At 61.8% G+C, this 17263-nt stretch carries 15 protein-coding genes; 4 read left to right on the top strand and 11 right to left on the bottom strand.

The window, feature by feature from the left end:
* Positions 1-37 precede the first annotated feature (37 nt).
* The gene (nagZ, locus tag MOP87_RS06700) at positions 38-1036 is read right to left on the bottom strand and encodes a beta-N-acetylhexosaminidase (protein ID WP_174435402.1); all 999 of its coding nucleotides are present in this window, start codon (positions 1034-1036) and stop codon (positions 38-40) included.
* Between the two features lie 69 nt (positions 1037-1105).
* Positions 1106-1819 (bottom strand): TetR/AcrR family transcriptional regulator, encoded by a 714-nt coding sequence (locus MOP87_RS06695; RefSeq protein ID WP_242810267.1) that lies wholly within the window; start codon positions 1817-1819, stop codon positions 1106-1108.
* A 229-nt stretch (positions 1820-2048) separates the two neighbouring features.
* On the opposite strand from MOP87_RS06695, the gene lexA reads away from it, so the two are divergent.
* Positions 2049-2657: a transcriptional repressor LexA gene (gene lexA / locus MOP87_RS06690; protein WP_023534260.1), complete on the top strand. Its 609-nt coding sequence runs from the start codon at positions 2049-2051 to the stop codon at positions 2655-2657.
* 13 nt (positions 2658-2670) lie between these two features.
* On the top strand, positions 2671-3147 hold the full coding sequence (sulA, locus tag MOP87_RS06685) for an SOS-induced cell division inhibitor SulA (RefSeq protein ID WP_023534256.1): 477 nt from the start codon (positions 2671-2673) through the stop codon (positions 3145-3147).
* Positions 3148-3318: 171 nt separating this feature from the next.
* Here the strand turns inward: sulA and MOP87_RS06680 are convergent, their stop codons facing one another.
* From MOP87_RS06680 to MOP87_RS06650, 7 genes are all read right to left on the bottom strand, one after another.
* On the bottom strand, positions 3319-3552 hold the full coding sequence (locus tag MOP87_RS06680) for a hypothetical protein (RefSeq protein ID WP_023534164.1): 234 nt from the start codon (positions 3550-3552) through the stop codon (positions 3319-3321).
* Between the two features lie 50 nt (positions 3553-3602).
* Positions 3603-4118: a DUF6586 family protein gene (locus MOP87_RS06675; RefSeq protein WP_242810266.1), complete on the bottom strand. Its 516-nt coding sequence runs from the start codon at positions 4116-4118 to the stop codon at positions 3603-3605.
* A 126-nt stretch (positions 4119-4244) separates the two neighbouring features.
* Entirely contained in the window at positions 4245-6854 is a 2610-nt protein-coding gene (topA, locus tag MOP87_RS06670) for a type I DNA topoisomerase (protein WP_197874750.1), read from the bottom strand.
* A 100-nt stretch (positions 6855-6954) separates the two neighbouring features.
* On the bottom strand, positions 6955-7206 hold the full coding sequence (locus MOP87_RS06665; RefSeq protein WP_027915089.1) for a DUF1653 domain-containing protein: 252 nt from the start codon (positions 7204-7206) through the stop codon (positions 6955-6957).
* Positions 7207-7287: 81 nt separating this feature from the next.
* Positions 7288-8463, bottom strand: coding sequence for an acetyl-CoA C-acyltransferase FadA (gene fadA / locus MOP87_RS06660; RefSeq protein ID WP_027915090.1), 1176 nt, complete (start codon positions 8461-8463; stop codon positions 7288-7290).
* A 31-nt stretch (positions 8464-8494) separates the two neighbouring features.
* Positions 8495-10642: a fatty acid oxidation complex subunit alpha FadB gene (fadB, locus tag MOP87_RS06655; protein ID WP_110607254.1), complete on the bottom strand. Its 2148-nt coding sequence runs from the start codon at positions 10640-10642 to the stop codon at positions 8495-8497.
* A 524-nt stretch (positions 10643-11166) separates the two neighbouring features.
* Positions 11167-11604 carry a hypothetical protein gene (locus MOP87_RS06650; RefSeq protein ID WP_027915092.1) on the bottom strand — a complete coding sequence of 146 codons (438 nt, stop codon included), beginning with the start codon at positions 11602-11604 and terminating at the stop codon, positions 11167-11169.
* Between the two features lie 110 nt (positions 11605-11714).
* On the opposite strand from MOP87_RS06650, the gene MOP87_RS06645 reads away from it, so the two are divergent.
* On the top strand, positions 11715-12155 hold the full coding sequence (locus tag MOP87_RS06645; RefSeq protein ID WP_027915093.1) for a universal stress protein: 441 nt from the start codon (positions 11715-11717) through the stop codon (positions 12153-12155).
* A 116-nt stretch (positions 12156-12271) separates the two neighbouring features.
* Here the strand turns inward: MOP87_RS06645 and MOP87_RS06640 are convergent, their stop codons facing one another.
* A complete protein-coding gene (locus tag MOP87_RS06640) occupies positions 12272-14197 on the bottom strand; it encodes an ATP-binding cassette domain-containing protein (protein WP_028687365.1) in 1926 nt (641 codons plus the stop codon).
* Positions 14198-14420: 223 nt separating this feature from the next.
* Between MOP87_RS06640 and MOP87_RS06635 the strand changes: the two genes are divergently transcribed.
* A complete protein-coding gene (locus MOP87_RS06635; protein ID WP_145280688.1) occupies positions 14421-16346 on the top strand; it encodes a transglycosylase SLT domain-containing protein in 1926 nt (641 codons plus the stop codon).
* Positions 16347-16410: 64 nt separating this feature from the next.
* On the opposite strand, the gene MOP87_RS06630 is transcribed toward MOP87_RS06635, so the two are convergent.
* Entirely contained in the window at positions 16411-17208 is a 798-nt protein-coding gene (locus tag MOP87_RS06630) for an MOSC domain-containing protein (RefSeq protein ID WP_028687366.1), read from the bottom strand.
* Positions 17209-17263 lie beyond the last annotated feature (55 nt).

The following is a 17263-nucleotide window of genomic DNA, read 5'->3' as shown; positions in this document are numbered from 1 at the left end:
GTGAACGCGTCCCGACAGCCTGCTTGGCAATAAGCGGCTAGTCGATCAACTGCGCGTCCTTGAGCGCACCCAGCGCCTGCAGCCAACGCGGATGTTGGCGATAATCGGTGCAGGCCGTGCCTTGACCGCGCATGCTGGCGATCCGAGGCGACGGCGTGACCCGCAGGCGCTGAGCCGCGCCCAGCGCCAATTCGGCTGCAGCCCGGTCGTTGCAAACCAGCCCCATATCACACCCGGCAGTGAACGCAGCTTCGATGCGGCTGGCCGCATCACCCACCACATGAGCACCGGCCATGGACAGGTCGTCGCTGAAGATGACCCCGTCAAAACCCAGCTCGCCGCGCAAAATATCTTGCAGCCACCGGCGGGAAAAGCCTGCCGGGCGGTTGTCGACCTGCGGATAGATCACATGGGCAGGCATCACTGCCGCCAATTGACCGCTCAGCCGGCTGAACGGCACCAGGTCCGCCGCTCGCAGCTGCTCCAGGCTACGCTCGTCAGTGGGTATCGCTACGTGGGAATCAGCTTCTGCCCAGCCATGGCCTGGGAAGTGTTTGCCACAGGCCGCCATGCCTGCCGCGTTCATGCCGCGGATGAATGCGCCCGCCAGTTGCGTAGCTCGAAGCGGATCGCCCTCGAAGGCTCGGCTGCCCACCACCGCGCTGCGCTGGTGATCCAAGTCCAGCACCGGGGCGAAGCTCAGGTCCAGGCCAACGGCGAGCACTTCGGTCGCCATCAACCAGCCACATTGTTCGGCCAGGTACTCGGCATTGGCAGTGTCGGCCAGGGCACGCATGGCCGGCAAGCGCACGAACCCCTGGCGCAGACGCTGCACTCGGCCTCCCTCCTGATCGACGGCCAGGATCAGGTCAGGGCGCAGTGCGCGAATGGAGGCGCATAACGCGCGCACCTGCCGCGGACTTTCGATGTTGCGGGCGAAGATGATCAACCCCGCCACTTCAGGCTGGCGCAACAGCTGCCGGTCTTCGGCGGTCAGCCAGGTGCCGGCGATATCCACCATCAAGGAGCCTTGCAGGCTGACGGTCATGAGAAATCCTTCAATAGAGACAGGGAAAAGCCCGCTTGCGGCTGGCAACAGGCCAAGTTATGCCTTGACGGGGGCTGCACCGCTGGCGGTTTTGCTGCGCGGGCGCAACTGGGCGCTGGCCATGGCCGCGTCGGTGACGCCGGTATCGGCACGCATGCCGGCAGCCAGGAACGGCACCATCAGGCGCATCACCTGCTCGATGGAGGTGTTGATGCCGAAGTCAGTCTCGGCGATGGCCCGCAGCGCCTTGATGCCCGACATGCTGAACGCAGCAGCCCCGAGCATGAAGTGCACACGCCAGAACAATTCGATCGCAGGAATGCGTGGCGCGGCTTCGTTGACGAGCAACATGTAGCGGCGGAAGACCTTGCCGTACATGTCTTCGAGGTAACGGCGCAAATGGCCCTGGCTCTGGCTGAACGCCAAGCCAAGCAGCCGCATGAAGATCGACAGGTCGTTGTTGCTGCGCGGCTGCACGGCAAGGGCTTGCTCGACCAGCATCTCCAGCAAATCTTCAAGGGTGGGCTTATGCTCGGGGCGGGCCTGACGCCGTTCCAACTCGCGCTCGAGACTGGCGCAGAAGGGCCCCAGAAAACGAGAGAAGACCGCTTGGATCAGGGCTTTCTTGGAACCGAAGTGGTAGTTCACCGCCGCCAGGTTGACGCCGGCCTTGCTGGTGATCAGCCGCAACGAGGTTTCGGCGAACCCGCGCTCGGCAAACAGCTGCTCGGCAGCATCGAGGATGCGTTCAACGGTTTCCGATTGGGCCATGACTACTCCGAGCACTCCGCCATACAAACAGGTGTTTGAAACATACGTTTCAACCCCACATCTGTCAAGCGCTCGTGACCGGCCGGTCAGTCAAGCCATTGCAAGGTCGTGAAGCGGTGATCTCGAGGTGATCTGCTCCAGTCGGCTTACCTAGGGGCTGCCAAAGCTTGCGGCTAGACCAATACTGTATATAATCCCAGTCACTGTACAAAAAGACAGAGCGCTGATCATGTTGAAACTGACGCCACGCCAAGCCGAAATCCTCGCCTTCATCAAGCGCAGCCTCGAGGACAACGGCTTTCCGCCGACCCGTGCCGAGATTGCCCAGGAGCTGGGTTTCAAATCCCCTAATGCCGCCGAGGAGCATCTAAAGGCGCTGGCTCGTAAAGGCGCTATCGAGATGACGCCAGGCGCCTCCCGAGGCATTCGCATTCCCGGCCTCGAAGCCAAGGCCGAGGAGGCCGGGCTCCCGATCATCGGCCGCGTTGCTGCCGGCGCCCCGATCCTTGCCGAGCAACACATCGAGCAATCCTGCAACATCAACCCCGCCTTTTTCCACCCCCAGGCCGACTATCTGTTGCGTGTTCACGGCATGAGCATGAAGAACGTGGGCATCCTCGATGGCGACCTGTTGGCGGTGCATACCTGCCGTGAAGCCCGCAACGGCCAGATCGTCGTGGCGCGCATCGGCGACGAAGTCACCGTCAAGCGCTTCAAGCGCGAAGGCAACAAGGTCTGGCTGCTGGCCGAAAACCCGGAATTCGCCCCTATCGAAGTCAACCTGAAAGATCAGGAACTGGTGATCGAGGGCTTGAGCGTCGGCGTCATTCGCCGCTGAATCAGGAGGCGTCATGCAGCCATTCACCCATACAACCGAGCAAGTCCAGTTGCCGCTGTTCGAAGCATTCCTCGCCCAGCCCGTCCTGCCTGGCCTCAAGGCCAGCGAACTGGCGCGCAAGAGTGACTTGCCCGACCTGTTCAGCGAATTGTCACTGCACGGCGCCCCCAGTCACTGTCATACCTTGCTGGCACCTGTGCTACGTGAACTCAGCGAAGAAGACGAAACGCGCTGGCTGACCCTCATTGCGCCACCGTCGAGCCTGACACAGGCCTGGCTGCGCAGGGCTGGCCTAAACCGCGAGCGCATTCTGCTGCTTCATCCGCGCGGCAACCAGCCTCCCCTTCAGTTGGCGTGTGAAGCCCTACGCCTGGGCCGTAGCCATACCGTGGTCAGCTGGCTGGGGAGCGTCAATGCCAATGCACGTCAGTTGCTGTTGCGTGCAGCAAGCGTGGGTAACGCGCAAAGCCTGAACATTCGTTTCGGCTAACACTGCGGCATTCGTGCTACCAGCCTGACCGCTCCCAGGTCATGCTCACCCTGACGAGTAAAGATCGCCGGGAAAGCGCAACGCCTTTCCGACTGCCCCACATTCATCCGTCTGATACGCTTGCCGCCATCACCGGCCAGGCCGGTGGCAGCGATCACACGACTGCGCGTTTCAGTGCAGAACGCGCGGCCCTTCGTCACGTTCGAGCTCGCCATCCACAAGCCGTCCAGCCATCTGTACCCCCACGCTGAGCATGGCTTTGGCCACCTCGACGTGCTGACCTTGCAGAAATACTTTGGCATCCTCTGAGAAATCCAGGGTTACCAGTGAGCCTTCATCCTCGGCGCGACGCAGTTCGATGCGGCCATCAGGCAACTCGACAATTTCCAGAAAAGACGTAGACATAAAGGGCGGTTCTCCACGAAAGGCGAGCATTGTACCAGCGCTCGAGGCCGTCAGCACTCACTCAACGCATCACGAAAACGCCTGACAAGCGCCTTGAGGTTGCTGCGCCACGCTTCAAGCTCGGCACGGGACAGCGGCGCAGGCATCTGCTCATCGAGGCTGACGGCCTGGATCAGCGGCTGGGTGACGTCAGTCTTGGGTGGTTTGCGCATCACGGGCGCTCGGAACAAGTCAGCATACGCAGCCAGCATCTGCGCCAGCCAGGTCTCCCGTTGCCGGGCAAGCTCCAGAAGCTCGGCAACTTCTGGTATGGCGATGCCGTTAAAGGCGTCATGGGCCAGGGCCTGCTCGACGGTTGCCAGCGCAGGCAAGCGATAGTACCCACTGATTTCGTGACACAAGCCAAGCAATGCACCGTGCAGATGAAACAATGCCGACTCCCGCTCAGCCTGCACCAGCCCCTGGGCGTTCATGGCCTGACTCTGTTCAGCCTTGGCCATCGATTCCAGTGCCAGCCCGGCAAAGAACAGTTTTTGATTGGTACGGGTATAGAGCTCCTGGGCCATGTGTCGCCCTCCCATCAGGTGGCTAAGCGGATTGCTGCATCATAAATGAAAGGGGCCGTGCTGCGGCCTTTCGTGGCATCAGCTCACGAAAGGCCGCCGCGCGGCCCCATCCCTGAACGCTAGACCTCAGCGCTTGTCTTCGACTTTCCAGGTCTTGCCATCGTAGAACGCCTTCCAACCGGTAGGCTTGCCGTCCACTTCGGACTGGACGTATTGCTCCTTGGTCTTGCGGCTGTAGCGGATCACGGTAGGACGACCGTCCGGATCCTTCTGCGGCGCTTCGCACAGGAAATGGTACTTGGGATCGATCTCATGCTTGTGCGGAACAATCTCGCACACCAGGGGCGCACGCGTTTCGCGGTTCTTCGGGAACTGGCTGGCAGCCAGGAACAGCCCCGAAGCACCATCGCGCAGCACATAGGTGTCGTCCACCTTCTCGCACTTGAGCTCAGGCATGTCGACCTTGTCCATCTTCGGCGGCGCCGCTTCACCGCTTTTGAGCAGCTTGCGCGTGTTCTTGCACGCAGGGTTGGTGCACCCGAAGAACTTGCCGAAGCGCCCGGTCTTGAGCTGCATTTCGCTGCCGCACTTGTCGCACTCAAGGCTTGGGCCTTCGTAGCCTTTGATGCGATAGCTGCCCTCTTCGATCTCGTAACCCGGGCAATCGGGGTTATTCCCACAGATGTGCAGCTTGTGCTTTTCATCGAGCAGGTAGGCGTCCATCGCCGTCGCACAGACCGGGCAGCGGTGCTTGCCAAGCAAGACGCGCGACTCCGATTCACCCTCGTCGTCTGCAGCAATCTCGTCACCAGGCACGAGGTTGACCGTGGACTTGCAGCGCTCCTTGGGTGGCAGGCTGTAACCAGAGCAGCCCAGGAACACGCCCGTGGACGCTGTACGGATCATCATCGGCCGGCCGCACTCCTTGCAAGGAATGTTGGTCATCGTCGGCTGGTTGGCGCGCATGCCGCCTTCGCTGGATTCGGCCGTCTGCAACTTTTTGCTGAAGTCGCCGTAGAACTCGTCCAGCACGTTCTTCCAGTCGCGTTCGCCGTGGGCGACGTCGTCGAGGTTCTCCTCCATGCCGGCGGTGAAACCGTAATCCATCAAGTTGGAGAAACTCTCGGAAAGCCGCTCGGTCACGATATCGCCCATCTTCTCCGAGTAGAAGCGACGGTTGTGCAACGTCACGTAGCCACGGTCCTGGATGGTCGAGATGATCGCCGCATAGGTGGATGGACGGCCGATACCGCGTTTTTCCATTTCCTTGACCAGGCTGGCCTCGGTGAACCGTGCAGGCGGTTTGGTGAAGTGCTGGGTAGGATCAAGCTGCATCAGCTTGAGCGCTTCACCCTGGACCATTTCGGGCAGCACGTCGTCTTCACCAGGCTTGCTCTGCTGCGGCAACACGCGGGTGTAGCCATCGAACTTCAGGATACGGCCCTTGGCACGCAGCTCGAAGCTGCCTGCTGCCACGGTCACGCTGGTGGACAGGTACTGGGCCGGCGGCATCTGGCAGGCCAGGAACTGACGCCAGATCAGCTCGTACAGCCGCTCGGCATCGCGCTCCATACCGCTGAGCTTGGTCGGGTGGGTGCCCACGTCCGAAGGCCGGATGGCTTCGTGCGCCTCCTGAGCCCCCTCTTTGCTGCCGTAGACCTGCGGGGTTTCGGGCAGGTACTGCTTGCCGAATTCCCGCTCGATGTAGCTACGGGCCATTTCCAGCGCATCGCTCGACAGGTTGGTCGAATCGGTACGCATGTAGGTGATGTAACCCGCTTCGTACAGACGCTGGGCCATCATCATGGTTTTCTTCACGCCGAACCCCAGGCGATTGCTCGCCGCCTGTTGCAGGGTCGAGGTGATGAAGGGCGCTGAAGGCTTGCTGCTGGTCGGGCGGTCTTCACGCTTGACGACGCTATAGCTCGATGCCTTGAGCTTTTCCAGCGCGGCCATGGCCTGGGTTTCGTTCAGCGGCTTGAAGGCCTCGCCATTTTCACGGGCGACTTCGAAGCGAACCTTGGCGTTCTTGGCAGTGCCGAGATCGGCATGGATTTCCCAGTATTCCTGAGGAATGAAGGCACGAATCTCGCGTTCGCGTTCGACCACCAGCTTGACGGCTACCGATTGCACACGCCCGGCCGACAGGCCACGGGCAATCTTGGACCACAGCAACGGGGACACCATGTACCCCACTACGCGATCGAGAAAACGGCGCGCCTGCTGCGCGTTGACCCGATCGATGTCGAGCTCACCGGGCTGCGAAAACGCTTCCTGAATGGCTTTCTTGGTGATTTCGTTGAACACCACGCGCTTATAGCGGGTGTCGTCGCCACCGATGGCCTCACGCAGGTGCCAGGCGATCGCCTCCCCTTCGCGGTCCAAGTCGGTTGCGAGGTAGATGGTGTCGGCGTCCTTGGCCAGGCGGCGCAGCTCGTCGATCACCTTTTCCTTGCCGGGAAGGATCTCGTACTTGGCTTTCCAGCCCTGGTCCGGATCGACGCCCATGCGTGCAACCAGCTGGCGACGCGCCTTTTCTTTGGGCGAAAGGGCCGGTGCCTCACCCGCCGCCTTGCCACGCTTGGCGGCCGGCTCTTTGCTCGCGCTAGCCGAACCGCTGGTGGGAAGGTCTCGGATATGGCCGATACTCGACTTCACCACGTACTGGTTGCCCAGGTACTTGTTGATGGTCTTGGCCTTGGCCGGGGATTCCACAATGACCAGCGATTTGCCCATGGATCGGAGTATTCCTGAATCTGAAGATTGAAAACACGTCAGGTACCAGACGCGGCACCGCTATATATAGTGGCAAAACTGCGAGGTCAAGTTCAGAACATCACGCCTGCGACTTGTCCGACATCCCGCAAAGCCCTTCTTCGGCCTTGATCAACGCAAAGCGGGGCACCTGTTCGCCATCGACTTCCACCGACTCGCGGAACATCGACAGCGGGCGCACCCAGAAGCTGTAATCACCATACAGGCATTGGTAGAACACCATCCACTCCTCGCTCTCGGAGTGCCGCGCAACACTGAACACACGGTACTCCGGGCCCTTGTAATGCCGGTACACACCTGGCTGGATCTGCATGTCGTCTACCTCCTGATGCCATCGAAACCCAAAAAACAAAACCGGGGCACGAGGCCCCGGTTGCTGTCCTTCTCCTGCGCCTTAGACGCGTTCAAAGACAGTGGTGATACCTTGGCCAAGGCCGACGCACATGGTCGCAACCCCCAGCGTGCCGCCATTTTGCTTCATGACGTTGAGCAGGGTGCCGGAAATACGCGCCCCGGAGCAACCAAACGGGTGACCCAAGGCGATCGCGCCGCCGTGCAGGTTAACCTTCTCATTCATCTTGTCGAGCACTTTCAAGTCTTTCAACACAGGCAGCGCCTGTGCGGCGAACGCCTCGTTGAGTTCGATGAAGTCGATGTCGGCCATGCTCAAGCCCGCGCGCTTGAGGGCTTTCTGGGTGGCCGGTACTGGGCCGTAGCCCATGATCGCGGGGTCGACGCCCGCCACTGCCATGGCCCGAATGACCGCCAGAGGCTCGATACCCAGGTCCATCGCACGCTGGCCTGACATCACGATCATGCACGAGGCACCGTCGGTGATCTGGGAAGAAGTACCTGCGGTCACGGTTCCGCCTTTGGGGTTGAAGGCCGGCTTGAGCGACGCCAGGCCCTCGAGGGTGGTTTCCGGACGAATGGTTTCGTCGAAGTCGAACACTTTCAGGAAACCGTTCTCGTCATACCCCTGCATGGGGATGATCTCGTCCTTGAACTTGCCCTCGATGGTGGCCTTGTGCGCCAGCTGGTGCGAGCGCACGCCGAACTGATCCTGCTGTTCACGCGTGATGCCGTGCATCTTGCCCAGCATCTCGGCCGTCAGGCCCATCATGCCCGAGGCCTTGGCCGCATGCAGCGCCAGGTGTGGGTTGGGGTCTACGCCATGCATCATGCTCACGTGCCCCATGTGCTCGACGCCGCCAATCACGAACACGTCGCCATTGCCAGTCATGATCGCCTGGGCGGCGGTGTGCAGTGCGCTCATCGACGAGCCGCACAGCCGGCTGACGGTCTGCGCCGCAGAGGTGTGCGGGATCTGGGTCATCAACGAGGCCATGCGGGCGATGTTCCAGCCCTGCTCCAGGGTCTGGTTCACACAGCCCCAGATCACATCCTCGACTTCCTTGGGATCGACCTTGTCGTTGCGCTCAAGCAACTTGCTGATCAGGTGCGCCGACATGTCTTCGGCACGGGTATTGCGGTGCATGCCACCCTTGGAGCGGCCCATTGGCGTGCGACCGAAGTCGACGATCACCACGTCTCTTGGATTAAGGCTCATATCAAATCTCTCGCTCTAGCTCGTTGACCGCTCAGTTGAAGAAGCGCTGGCCCGTCTTGGCCATCTCACGCAGCTTGGCGGTCGGGTGGTACAGCGGCCCCAGGTCGGCATAGCGATCGGCCAGGGCGACGAATTCGGCTACACCCAAGGTATCGATGTAGCGCAGCGCGCCGCCACGGAAGGGTGGGAAGCCAATGCCGTAGACCAGGCCCATGTCCGCCTCGGCGGCCGTCTCGACGATGCCATCTTCAAGGCAGCGAACGGTTTCCAGGCACAGCGGGATCATCATCCAGTTGACGATGTCCTCGTCACTGACTTCACGCTGCTCGTACACGATGGGCTTGAGTACCTCAAGCACGCCGGCATCGGCGACTTTCTTCGGCTTGCCACGCTTGTCGGTTTCATAGGCGTAGAAGCCCTTGCCGTTCTTCTGGCCCAGGCGGTTGGCATCGTACAAGGCGTCGATGGCCGAGCGGCGCTCGTCCTTCATGCGATCGGGGAAGCCCTCGGCCATGACGTCACGGCCATGATGCCCGGTGTCGATGCCCACCACGTCCATCAGGTACGCCGGGCCCATGGGCCAGCCGAATTTTTCCATGACCTTGTCGATGCGCACGAAGTCCACCCCCGCGCTAACCAGCCTGGCGAAGCCGCCGAAGTACGGGAACAGGACACGGTTGACCAAGAACCCTGGGCAGTCGTTGACCACGATTGGGTTCTTGCCCATTTTCTTGGCGTAAGCGACGGTGGTAGCGACTGCCACTTCGCTGGATTTTTCGCCACGGATCACTTCCACCAACGGCATCATGTGCACTGGGTTGAAGAAGTGCATGCCCACGAAGTTTTCCGGGCGCTTCAGCGCTTTTGCCAGCAGATTGATGGAAATGGTCGAGGTATTGGATGCCAGAATCGCATCCTCCCTCACCTGCCCTTCCACCTCGGCAAGCACGGCCTGCTTGACCTTGGGGTTTTCAACCACGGCCTCGACCACGATGTCCACGTGGGCGAAATCGCCGTAGGACAGGGTCGGACGAATCGCGTTGAGCGCCTCGGCCATCTTGGCCGGTGTCAGCCGACCTTTCTCGACCCGATTGCCCAGCAGCTTGGACGCTTCGTTCAACCCAAGCTCGATGGCCTCTTCACGAATATCCTTCATCAGGATCGGCGTGCCCTTGACCGCCGACTGATAGGCGATGCCGCCGCCCATGATACCGGCGCCCAGCACGGCCGCCTGCTTGACGTCACGGGCAATCTCGTCGTGGGCCTTGGCCTTGCGCTTGAGTTCCTGATCGTTCAGGAACAAGCCGATGAGGCTCTGTGCAACCGACGTCTTGGCCAGCTTGGCAAAGCCTGCCGCTTCGATTTCAAGTGCCTTGTCGCGACCGAAGTTGGCCGCTTTCTGGATGGACTTGATCGCCTCGACAGGCGCTGGGTAATTAGGGCCGGCCTGCCCAGCGACGAAACCTTTGGCGGTTTCGAAGGCCATCATCTGCTCGATGGCATTGAGCTTGAGCTTTTCGAGCTTGGGCTGGCGCTTGGCCTTGTAGTCCAGCTCGCCACTGATGGCGCGCTTGATCAGGTCCAGGGCACCGGCCATGAGCAACTCAGGCACTACCACGGCATCGACGGCACCGACTTTCAGGGCGTCTTCGGCACTGTTTTCCTTGCCCGCGGCAATCCACTCGACGGCGTTGTCCGAGCCGATCAGGCGCGGCAGACGCACTGTGCCACCAAAGCCTGGATAGATGCCCAGCTTCACTTCGGGCAGGCCGATGCGCGCGGTGGTGGCCATGATGCGGTAGTCCGCTGCCAGGCACATCTCCAGACCACCGCCCAGGGCGATACCGTTGATGGCTGCAACCGTAGGCACCTGGAGGTCTTCGAAGGCGTTGAAGATATGGTTGGCTTCCAGGCTGCCGGCGACCAATTCGGCCTCGGGCAACTTGAAGTTGTCGACGAACTCGGTGATGTCGGCACCGACGATGAACACGTCCTTGCCGCTGCTAACGATGACACCCTTGACCGAAGCATCGGCCTGGATGGCGTCTACAGCCTGGCGCAGCTCGCTCAGGGTCAGGCGGTTGAACTTATTGACGGACTCACCCTTGAGGTCGAACTTGAGCTCGACGATGCCACTTTCAAGAGCCTTAACCGTGATGGCTTTACCTTCGTAAATCATCAACTGATCTCCAAGATATGGAAGCTGAACTGTACACGCCGATCACTGCAGCACCGCAGCCGTCATGGCCACCTGCTCCAGGCACACCCGTCAGCGCGCGAGTCGTACGCATGAATGAGTGGCGTGCAATGCAAACGCTCAATTCATACGCCCGTTTGATTTGGGTGTGCACACATTCTCCGAAAAGATCTGCATTGTCAAATGCTGCACCCACGGGGAGAAAAGCCGACTTTGCGGTCACTTTCCACAAGCCGGGTACGACCGATCATGCCGCTGATCGCTGGCCATTCATGCTGGCAATCCTCACACCTTGCCAGCCTCGGCACCCCTTGCAGTCTGGCTGATCCAGGCACAAGCGCCAGGCGTTACTTGACGGAGTGAATTCAACGGCCTGCCCAGCCTTTTGGCGTGGTAGAACGAGAAAGCGGCGATTGACCGGTTCCTGTCAGGGAACCGCCGAATCGCCGCTTTCTCGTTGCGCTGCGTGTCAGGGGCCATGGACAGCCCGCCGAGCACCCTTGGAGTCAGGCCAGTGTCTCCAGCACGTAGGCAACATCCTGCAATACAGCCGTGTCCCCCCGCTCCGTCCAGTAGAGCGCTATCATCCGCGCATCGGCCTCGACCTTGTAGGCGCTTGCTGGCAGACGGGCCAGGGCTTGCAAGAAGCGCGGGTCTTCGCACGGCTCGCGCCACTGGTTCCACCATACGCCGGGGCTGATCTGCCAGAAGCTGAAGCTGTCGACATGCCCCCGCTTGCGTGCCCGGTGATATTGCGGGCAAGGGCTCGGCGGCTGTTTTTCCAGCCAGTGCGGCCACTGCTGAGGCGCCAGCTGCATGGCCAGGCCCATGCGCCGCGCTTCCAGGCGCAGGCGCATCTGCTCGCTCTGATTACGCGAGTTACGCAGCCAGGAGAGCGGACTGAGAATCAGCGCAAGGATTGACACCACCAGCAATACCGTCATATCAGTAGCTCCCATAAACCGTTGCAAATGAGCTGGTTAGCCATTTTTCACGCATGACCCGCCCGAAAGCGACCATACTTCTTCTATAGCGATTGCCTGGAGTACAGCTCATGACCTACCAACATCTGCTGGTCGCCGTCGACCTGACGGAAGAATGCGACCCTGTGATCAAGCGCGCCATGGCGCTGGCCCAGCCTACCAACGCCAAGGTGTCACTGGTGCACATCGTCGAACCCATGGCCATGGCGTTTGGCGGCGACGTGCCGATGGACTTGTCGCAACTGCAACAGCAGCAGTTCGATCAGGCCAAGGAACGCATGGATCGCCTGTTCAGCAAGTACCCGGGCATCCAGCGCGGCGACTCGCACTTGACCTACGGCCAGCCCCGCCAGGAAATCCATCAATTGGCCAAAGAACAGCACTGCGACCTGATCGTCGTGGGCAGCCACGGTCGCCACGGCCTGGCGCTGCTGCTGGGCTCCACAGCCAACGACGTGCTGCACGGCGCACCCTGCGATGTGCTGGCAGTGCGACTGCAGAAAAAGGACTGAGCCTGTCTACCGCCAGGGGTTAAGCGGCCACGCCAGGTGCCTTGGGGTTGCATCCTCCCTCTGGCACCTGGCAGCGGGCTCGCCCGCTACGCGCAGGCGATCAACGCCCTGCCTGCTTAGCCTTCCAGCTCGGCCCAGCGTTCCACCAGGGCATCGAGCTCACCTTGCAGCTTCTCGATGTTCGCCAGCACCGCTGACGTCTCTGCGATCGGACGCTGGTAGAAACCGACCGCGCTCACCTCTTCCTGAGCCTGGGCCATGCGCTGTTCCAGCGCGTCGATCTGCCCCGGCAGCATCTCCAGCTCACGCTGAAGCTTGTAGCTGAGCTTTTTCTTCGATTCCTCGGCCACTGGCGCAGCGACGGCTTGCGGCTTGGCCTCGACCTTCTCCACCACCGCACTGTTGAGCGCCGACTTGCCGCCTTTACTCTCCGTAACGCCGAGCAGCTTTGGCGAACCGCCCTGACGAATCCAGTCTTCGTAACCGCCCACGTACTCGCGAACCAAGCCATCGCCCTCGAACACCAGGGTGCTGGTCACGACGTTGTCGAGAAATGCCCGGTCGTGGCTGACCATCAGCACGGTACCCTTGTAGTTGGAGAGCACCTCTTCGAGCAGCTCGAGGGTTTCCACGTCCAGGTCGTTGGTGGGTTCGTCGAGCACCAGCAGGTTGGCCGGCTTGCTGAACAGCTTGGCCAGCAGCAGGCGCGCACGTTCGCCGCCGGACAATGCCTTGACCGGGGTGCGGGCCCGCTGCGGACTGAACAGGAAGTCGCCCAGGTAGCTCAGCACATGCCGGTTCTGCCCTTCGATCTCGATGAAGTCTCGGCCCTCGGCGAGGTTGTCGATGACGGTCTTTTCCAGGTCCAGCTGATGGCGCATCTGGTCGAAATAGGCGACCTCAAGCTTGGTGCCGCGCTCGATCTTGCCCGAAGTGGGCTCCAGATCACCCAGCATCAGCTTGAGCAAGGTGGTCTTGCCGGTGCCGTTGGCGCCCAGCAGGCCGATCCGGTCCTGGCGCTGCAGCACCATGGAAAAATCCTTCACCAGCATCGGCCCGTCCGGGTGCGAGAAGCTGACGTGCTCGAGCACCATGACCTGCTTGCCCGACTTGTCGGCCGCCTCGATCTGAATGTTGGCCTTGCCCTGCCGCTCACGGCGCTCACCGCGCTCCACGCGCAGCGCCTTGAGCGCCCGCACGCGGCCTTCGTTACGGGTGCGACGGGCCTTGATGCCCTGGCGAATCCACACCTCTTCCTGGGCCAGGCGCTTGTCGAACAGCGCGTTGGCGGTTTCCTCGGCGGCCAGCGCGGCCTCCTTGTGCACCAGGAAGCTGGCGTAGTCACCGTTCCAGTCAATCAGGCCGCCGCGGTCCAACTCGAGGATGCGGGTGGCCAGGTTCTGCAGGAAGGATCGGTCGTGGGTGATGAACAACACGGCGCCGTTGAACCCGCGCAGTGCTTCCTCGAGCCAGGCGATGGCACCGATATCCAGGTGGTTGGTCGGCTCGTCGAGCAGCAACAAGTCGGGCTCGGACACCAGCGCCTGGGCCAGCAGTACACGACGACGCCAGCCGCCGGACAACTCCGCCAGGGTCTTGTCTGCCGGCAACTGCAGACGGCTCAGGGTGCTTTCAACCACTTGCTGCAGGCGCCAGCCATCGCGGGCCTCCAGCTCGTGCTGCACGTGCATCAGTTTTTCCAGGTCTTCATCGCCCTGGATGTTCTGGCTCAGGTGATGAAACTGTGCCAGCAGCTCGCCGACGCCATCCAGCCCTGCCGCCACGACGTCGAACACCGTGCGCTCGTCGGCCAGCGGCAGTTCCTGGGGCAACTCGCCGATTTTCAGCCCAGGGGCGCGCCAGATGTCACCGTCATCGCCTTTCTGCTCGCCCTTGACCAGGCGCAGCATGCTCGACTTGCCGGTGCCGTTGCGGCCGATGATGCACACCCGCTCGCCACGAGCGATCTGCCAGGACACCTTGTCCAGCAGCGGCATGGCGCCGAATGCGAGGGACACATCGCTGAATTTGAGCAGGGTCATGTTCGTCTCCATAAATCGGGCGCGCATTCTACCTGAGTTAGCCCTGCGCCGACATCCGCACGGCCTGCACCCGTCGCGCACGGCGACACCCGGTCGAACTTAATATCCCGATACAAGCACAGTGCTTTCACCTGTCATCCGCAAACGGCTAAGCTAGGGCCATCGTTTTCAACAGTGCTGGCCCCGCCGCCACTTTCCCATGGTTCAACTGCCCGGACGTATCATGCGCAGCCGCCTGTTACAAATTGCTTCATGCCTGTTGCTCACCGCTGCCACCGGCGCGGCCCAGGCCACCGACATTACCGTGCAACGCCAATACTATGATGAAGCCAAGCGTGCGCTGGCCAAGGGCGACAAGGGCCCGTACCTGCGCTATGCCCAGGCGCTCGACGATTATCCGCTGACACCGTATCTGGCCTATGACGAACTGACCGCGCGCCTGAAATCTGCCAGCAACGAGGAGATCGAGGGTTTCCTGGCCAAGCACGGCGACCTGCCCCAGGCCAACTGGATGAAACTGCGCTGGTTGCGCTGGCTGGCCGAACGCGGTGAGTGGCAGACCTTCGCCAGGTACTACGATCCCAAGCTCAACTTCACCGAGCTCGATTGCCTGAACGGCCAGTACCAGCTCAGCCACGGGATGCGCACCGAAGGCTTTGCCACGGCAAACAAGCTGTGGTCGGTGGGCAAGTCCCAGCCTGCTGCCTGCGACCCGTTGTTCGCCATGTGGGCCGCCGAAGGGCAGCTCACGGAGGCCAAGCGCTGGGAGCGGGCCAAGCTTGCAGCCCAGGCACGCAACTACGGCCTGGCCGAGAACCTGGTCAAGACCCTGACCACGCTGGCGCCACAAGGCCGTCTGCTGATCGATGTGGCGCAGAAACCCGAACTGCTCAACCAGCCATCACGCTTCACCCAGGCCGACGAAGCGACCTCGGACGTCGTCAGTCTCGGGCTGCGCCGCCTTGCACGGCAGGACCCGGAGCGCGCCATGGGGCTGCTTGACGACTATGCCCAGCGCATGCACTTTTCCCGCGATGAAAAAGTGGCCATTGCCCGCGAGATCGGCCTGACCCTGGCCCGGCGCTATGACCCGCGCGCGCTTGACCTCATGACCCGCTACGACCCCGAACTGCGGGACGATACCGTCAGTGAATGGCGCTTGCGCCTGTTGCTGCGCCTGGGCCGGTGGGAAGATGCCTATGCCCTCACCAAGCGCCTGAGCGGCGACCTGGCCCAGAGCAGCCGCTGGAAGTACTGGCAGGCGCGGAGCCTGGAGCTGGCGCAGCCGAAGAACCCGCAAGTCCCCCAGTTGTACAAGGCCGTTGCCCGCGAGCGCGATTTCTATGGCTTCCTGGCTGCAGACCGTGCGCAAGCCCCCTACCAACTGAACAACAAGCCCCTGGTGCTCAGCCCACAGCTGGTCAAGAAGGTGCGCAATACACCTGGCATCCAACGCGCCCTCGAATTCCATGCCCGCGGTCAGATCGTCGAAGGTCGCCGCGAGTGGTATCACGTGAGCCGTCACTTCACCCGGGACGAAATGGTCGCCCAGGCGCGCCTGGGTTACGAGTTGCGCTGGTATTTCCCGGCCATCCGCACCATCAGCCAGGCCAAATACTGGGATGACCTGGACGTACGCTTCCCCATGGCGCACCGCGACACCCTGGTACGCGAAGCCAAGGTGCGCGGCCTGCACTCGAGCTGGGTATTCGCAATCACCCGTCAGGAAAGCGCCTTCATGGAGGATGCCCGTTCCCCAGTGGGCGCCAGCGGGCTCATGCAGTTGATGCCTGCTACAGCCAAGGAAACCGCGCGCAAGTTCAGCATCCCACTGGCTTCGCCCACACAGGTCCTGAACCCGGACAAGAACATCCAGCTGGGGGCTGCCTACCTCAGCCAGGTGCACAGCCAGTTCAACGGCAACCGAGTACTGGCCTCAGCCGCTTACAACGCAGGCCCAGGCCGCGTACGGCAATGGCTCAAAGGCGCCAAACACCTGAGCTTCGACGTGTGGGTCGAGTCCATTCCATTCGATGAAACCCGTCAGTACGTTCAGAACGTGCTGTCCTATTCGGTGATTTACGGACAAAAGCTCAACATGCCACAACCCCTGGTGGACTGGCACGAGCGCTACTTCGACGACATGTAAGGAGGCCATTAGCGGCTGATCAAGCCAGGGCGCCGACCACACCGGCGTCCGGCTGCCCGACAACTCAGAGCACCTGGACCTTCATGCCAACCTCCAGGTGCCCGTCGCCATCGGCGGCCAGGTTTTGCCCAAACAATATGTCCCCTTCCTTTTCCCGGAACGTCCGAAGCGTGGTCATGGGCTCGCGGTCAGGGCTGCGCTGCCCCGTTGCAGGGTCGATGGTGGTGAAAATGCAGCGCACGCTTGGCTTCAAAACACGGAACTCCACCGTACCGATGCGAATGCGCTTCCAGCCATCCTCTGCGAAAGCCTCGGCCCCCTGCACCACCAGGTTTGGCCTGAACCGCAGCATGTCCATGGGCCGGCCGACACGGCGATCGAGCTCATCGAGCGACGCCTGGCCAATGAGCAGCAACGGGAAACCGTCGGGAAAGGCGGCACGGTCCCGGTCGGTGCCATAGCCATTGGGCAGGTACCTGGCCCGCTGCTGCGGGCAATACACCAACCTCACCGCTTTGCCTAGCCAGCCACTGAGCCAAGCGGCGGCCTCATCACCGGCATCCGGCACACGAAAGGTGTCGCGCCATAAGGTCACCCCTCGCAGCGGGGCATCGTCGGCCGGGGACACCACCTTCAGCGGCACTTGCCCAGGCGCCCGCAGCAACAGTACTCCGCCTGTCTCGACTGCCTCGAGCTGCCCGAGCTGGGGCCAGACGCGCTGGGTCAGAAAGCGCCCGTTCTGTTCCTCGACCAGCATCCAACGGCGGTCTCCTTCAAGCCCAAGCACACCAACGGGAGAGACCTGCAGGCCTTGCGCCCGCCCCGACTTGACCGGATACCGGTAGAGCTCACTGAGAAACATCCCTGCTGCCTCATAAATCGCCAAACCGCCAGCTTATACCCGGCAGGGCGCGCAA

This window comes from Pseudomonas sp. I3-I5 (assembly GCF_022699445.1).
GTDB lineage: Bacteria > Pseudomonadota > Gammaproteobacteria > Pseudomonadales > Pseudomonadaceae > Aquipseudomonas > Aquipseudomonas fulva.
This window is presented reverse-complemented; position numbering and strand designations above follow the sequence as displayed.

Bases quoted from the DNA above. Each gene is read 5' to 3' on its own strand.
- sulA (WP_023534256.1), top strand. From the start codon at position 2,671: ATGCAGCCATTCACCCATACAACCGAGCAAGTCCAGTTGCCGCTGTTC.
- MOP87_RS06665 (WP_027915089.1), bottom strand. From the start codon at position 7,206: ATGCAGATCCAGCCAGGTGTGTACCGGCATTACAAGGGCCCGGAGTAC.
- MOP87_RS06635 (WP_145280688.1), top strand. From the start codon at position 14,421: ATGCGCAGCCGCCTGTTACAAATTGCTTCATGCCTGTTGCTCACCGCT.
- MOP87_RS06640 (WP_028687365.1), bottom strand. From the start codon at position 14,197: ATGACCCTGCTCAAATTCAGCGATGTGTCCCTCGCATTCGGCGCCATG.
- topA (WP_197874750.1), bottom strand. From the start codon at position 6,854: ATGGGCAAATCGCTGGTCATTGTGGAATCCCCGGCCAAGGCCAAGACC.
- MOP87_RS06630 (WP_028687366.1), bottom strand. From the start codon at position 17,208: ATGTTTCTCAGTGAGCTCTACCGGTATCCGGTCAAGTCGGGGCGGGCG.
- MOP87_RS06645 (WP_027915093.1), top strand. From the start codon at position 11,715: ATGACCTACCAACATCTGCTGGTCGCCGTCGACCTGACGGAAGAATGC.
- MOP87_RS06675 (WP_242810266.1), bottom strand. From the start codon at position 4,118: ATGGCCCAGGAGCTCTATACCCGTACCAATCAAAAACTGTTCTTTGCC.
- fadB (WP_110607254.1), bottom strand. From the start codon at position 10,642: ATGATTTACGAAGGTAAAGCCATCACGGTTAAGGCTCTTGAAAGTGGC.
- fadA (WP_027915090.1), bottom strand. From the start codon at position 8,463: ATGAGCCTTAATCCAAGAGACGTGGTGATCGTCGACTTCGGTCGCACG.
- lexA (WP_023534260.1), top strand. From the start codon at position 2,049: ATGTTGAAACTGACGCCACGCCAAGCCGAAATCCTCGCCTTCATCAAG.
- MOP87_RS06680 (WP_023534164.1), bottom strand. From the start codon at position 3,552: ATGTCTACGTCTTTTCTGGAAATTGTCGAGTTGCCTGATGGCCGCATC.
- MOP87_RS06695 (WP_242810267.1), bottom strand. From the start codon at position 1,819: ATGGCCCAATCGGAAACCGTTGAACGCATCCTCGATGCTGCCGAGCAG.
- MOP87_RS06650 (WP_027915092.1), bottom strand. From the start codon at position 11,604: ATGACGGTATTGCTGGTGGTGTCAATCCTTGCGCTGATTCTCAGTCCG.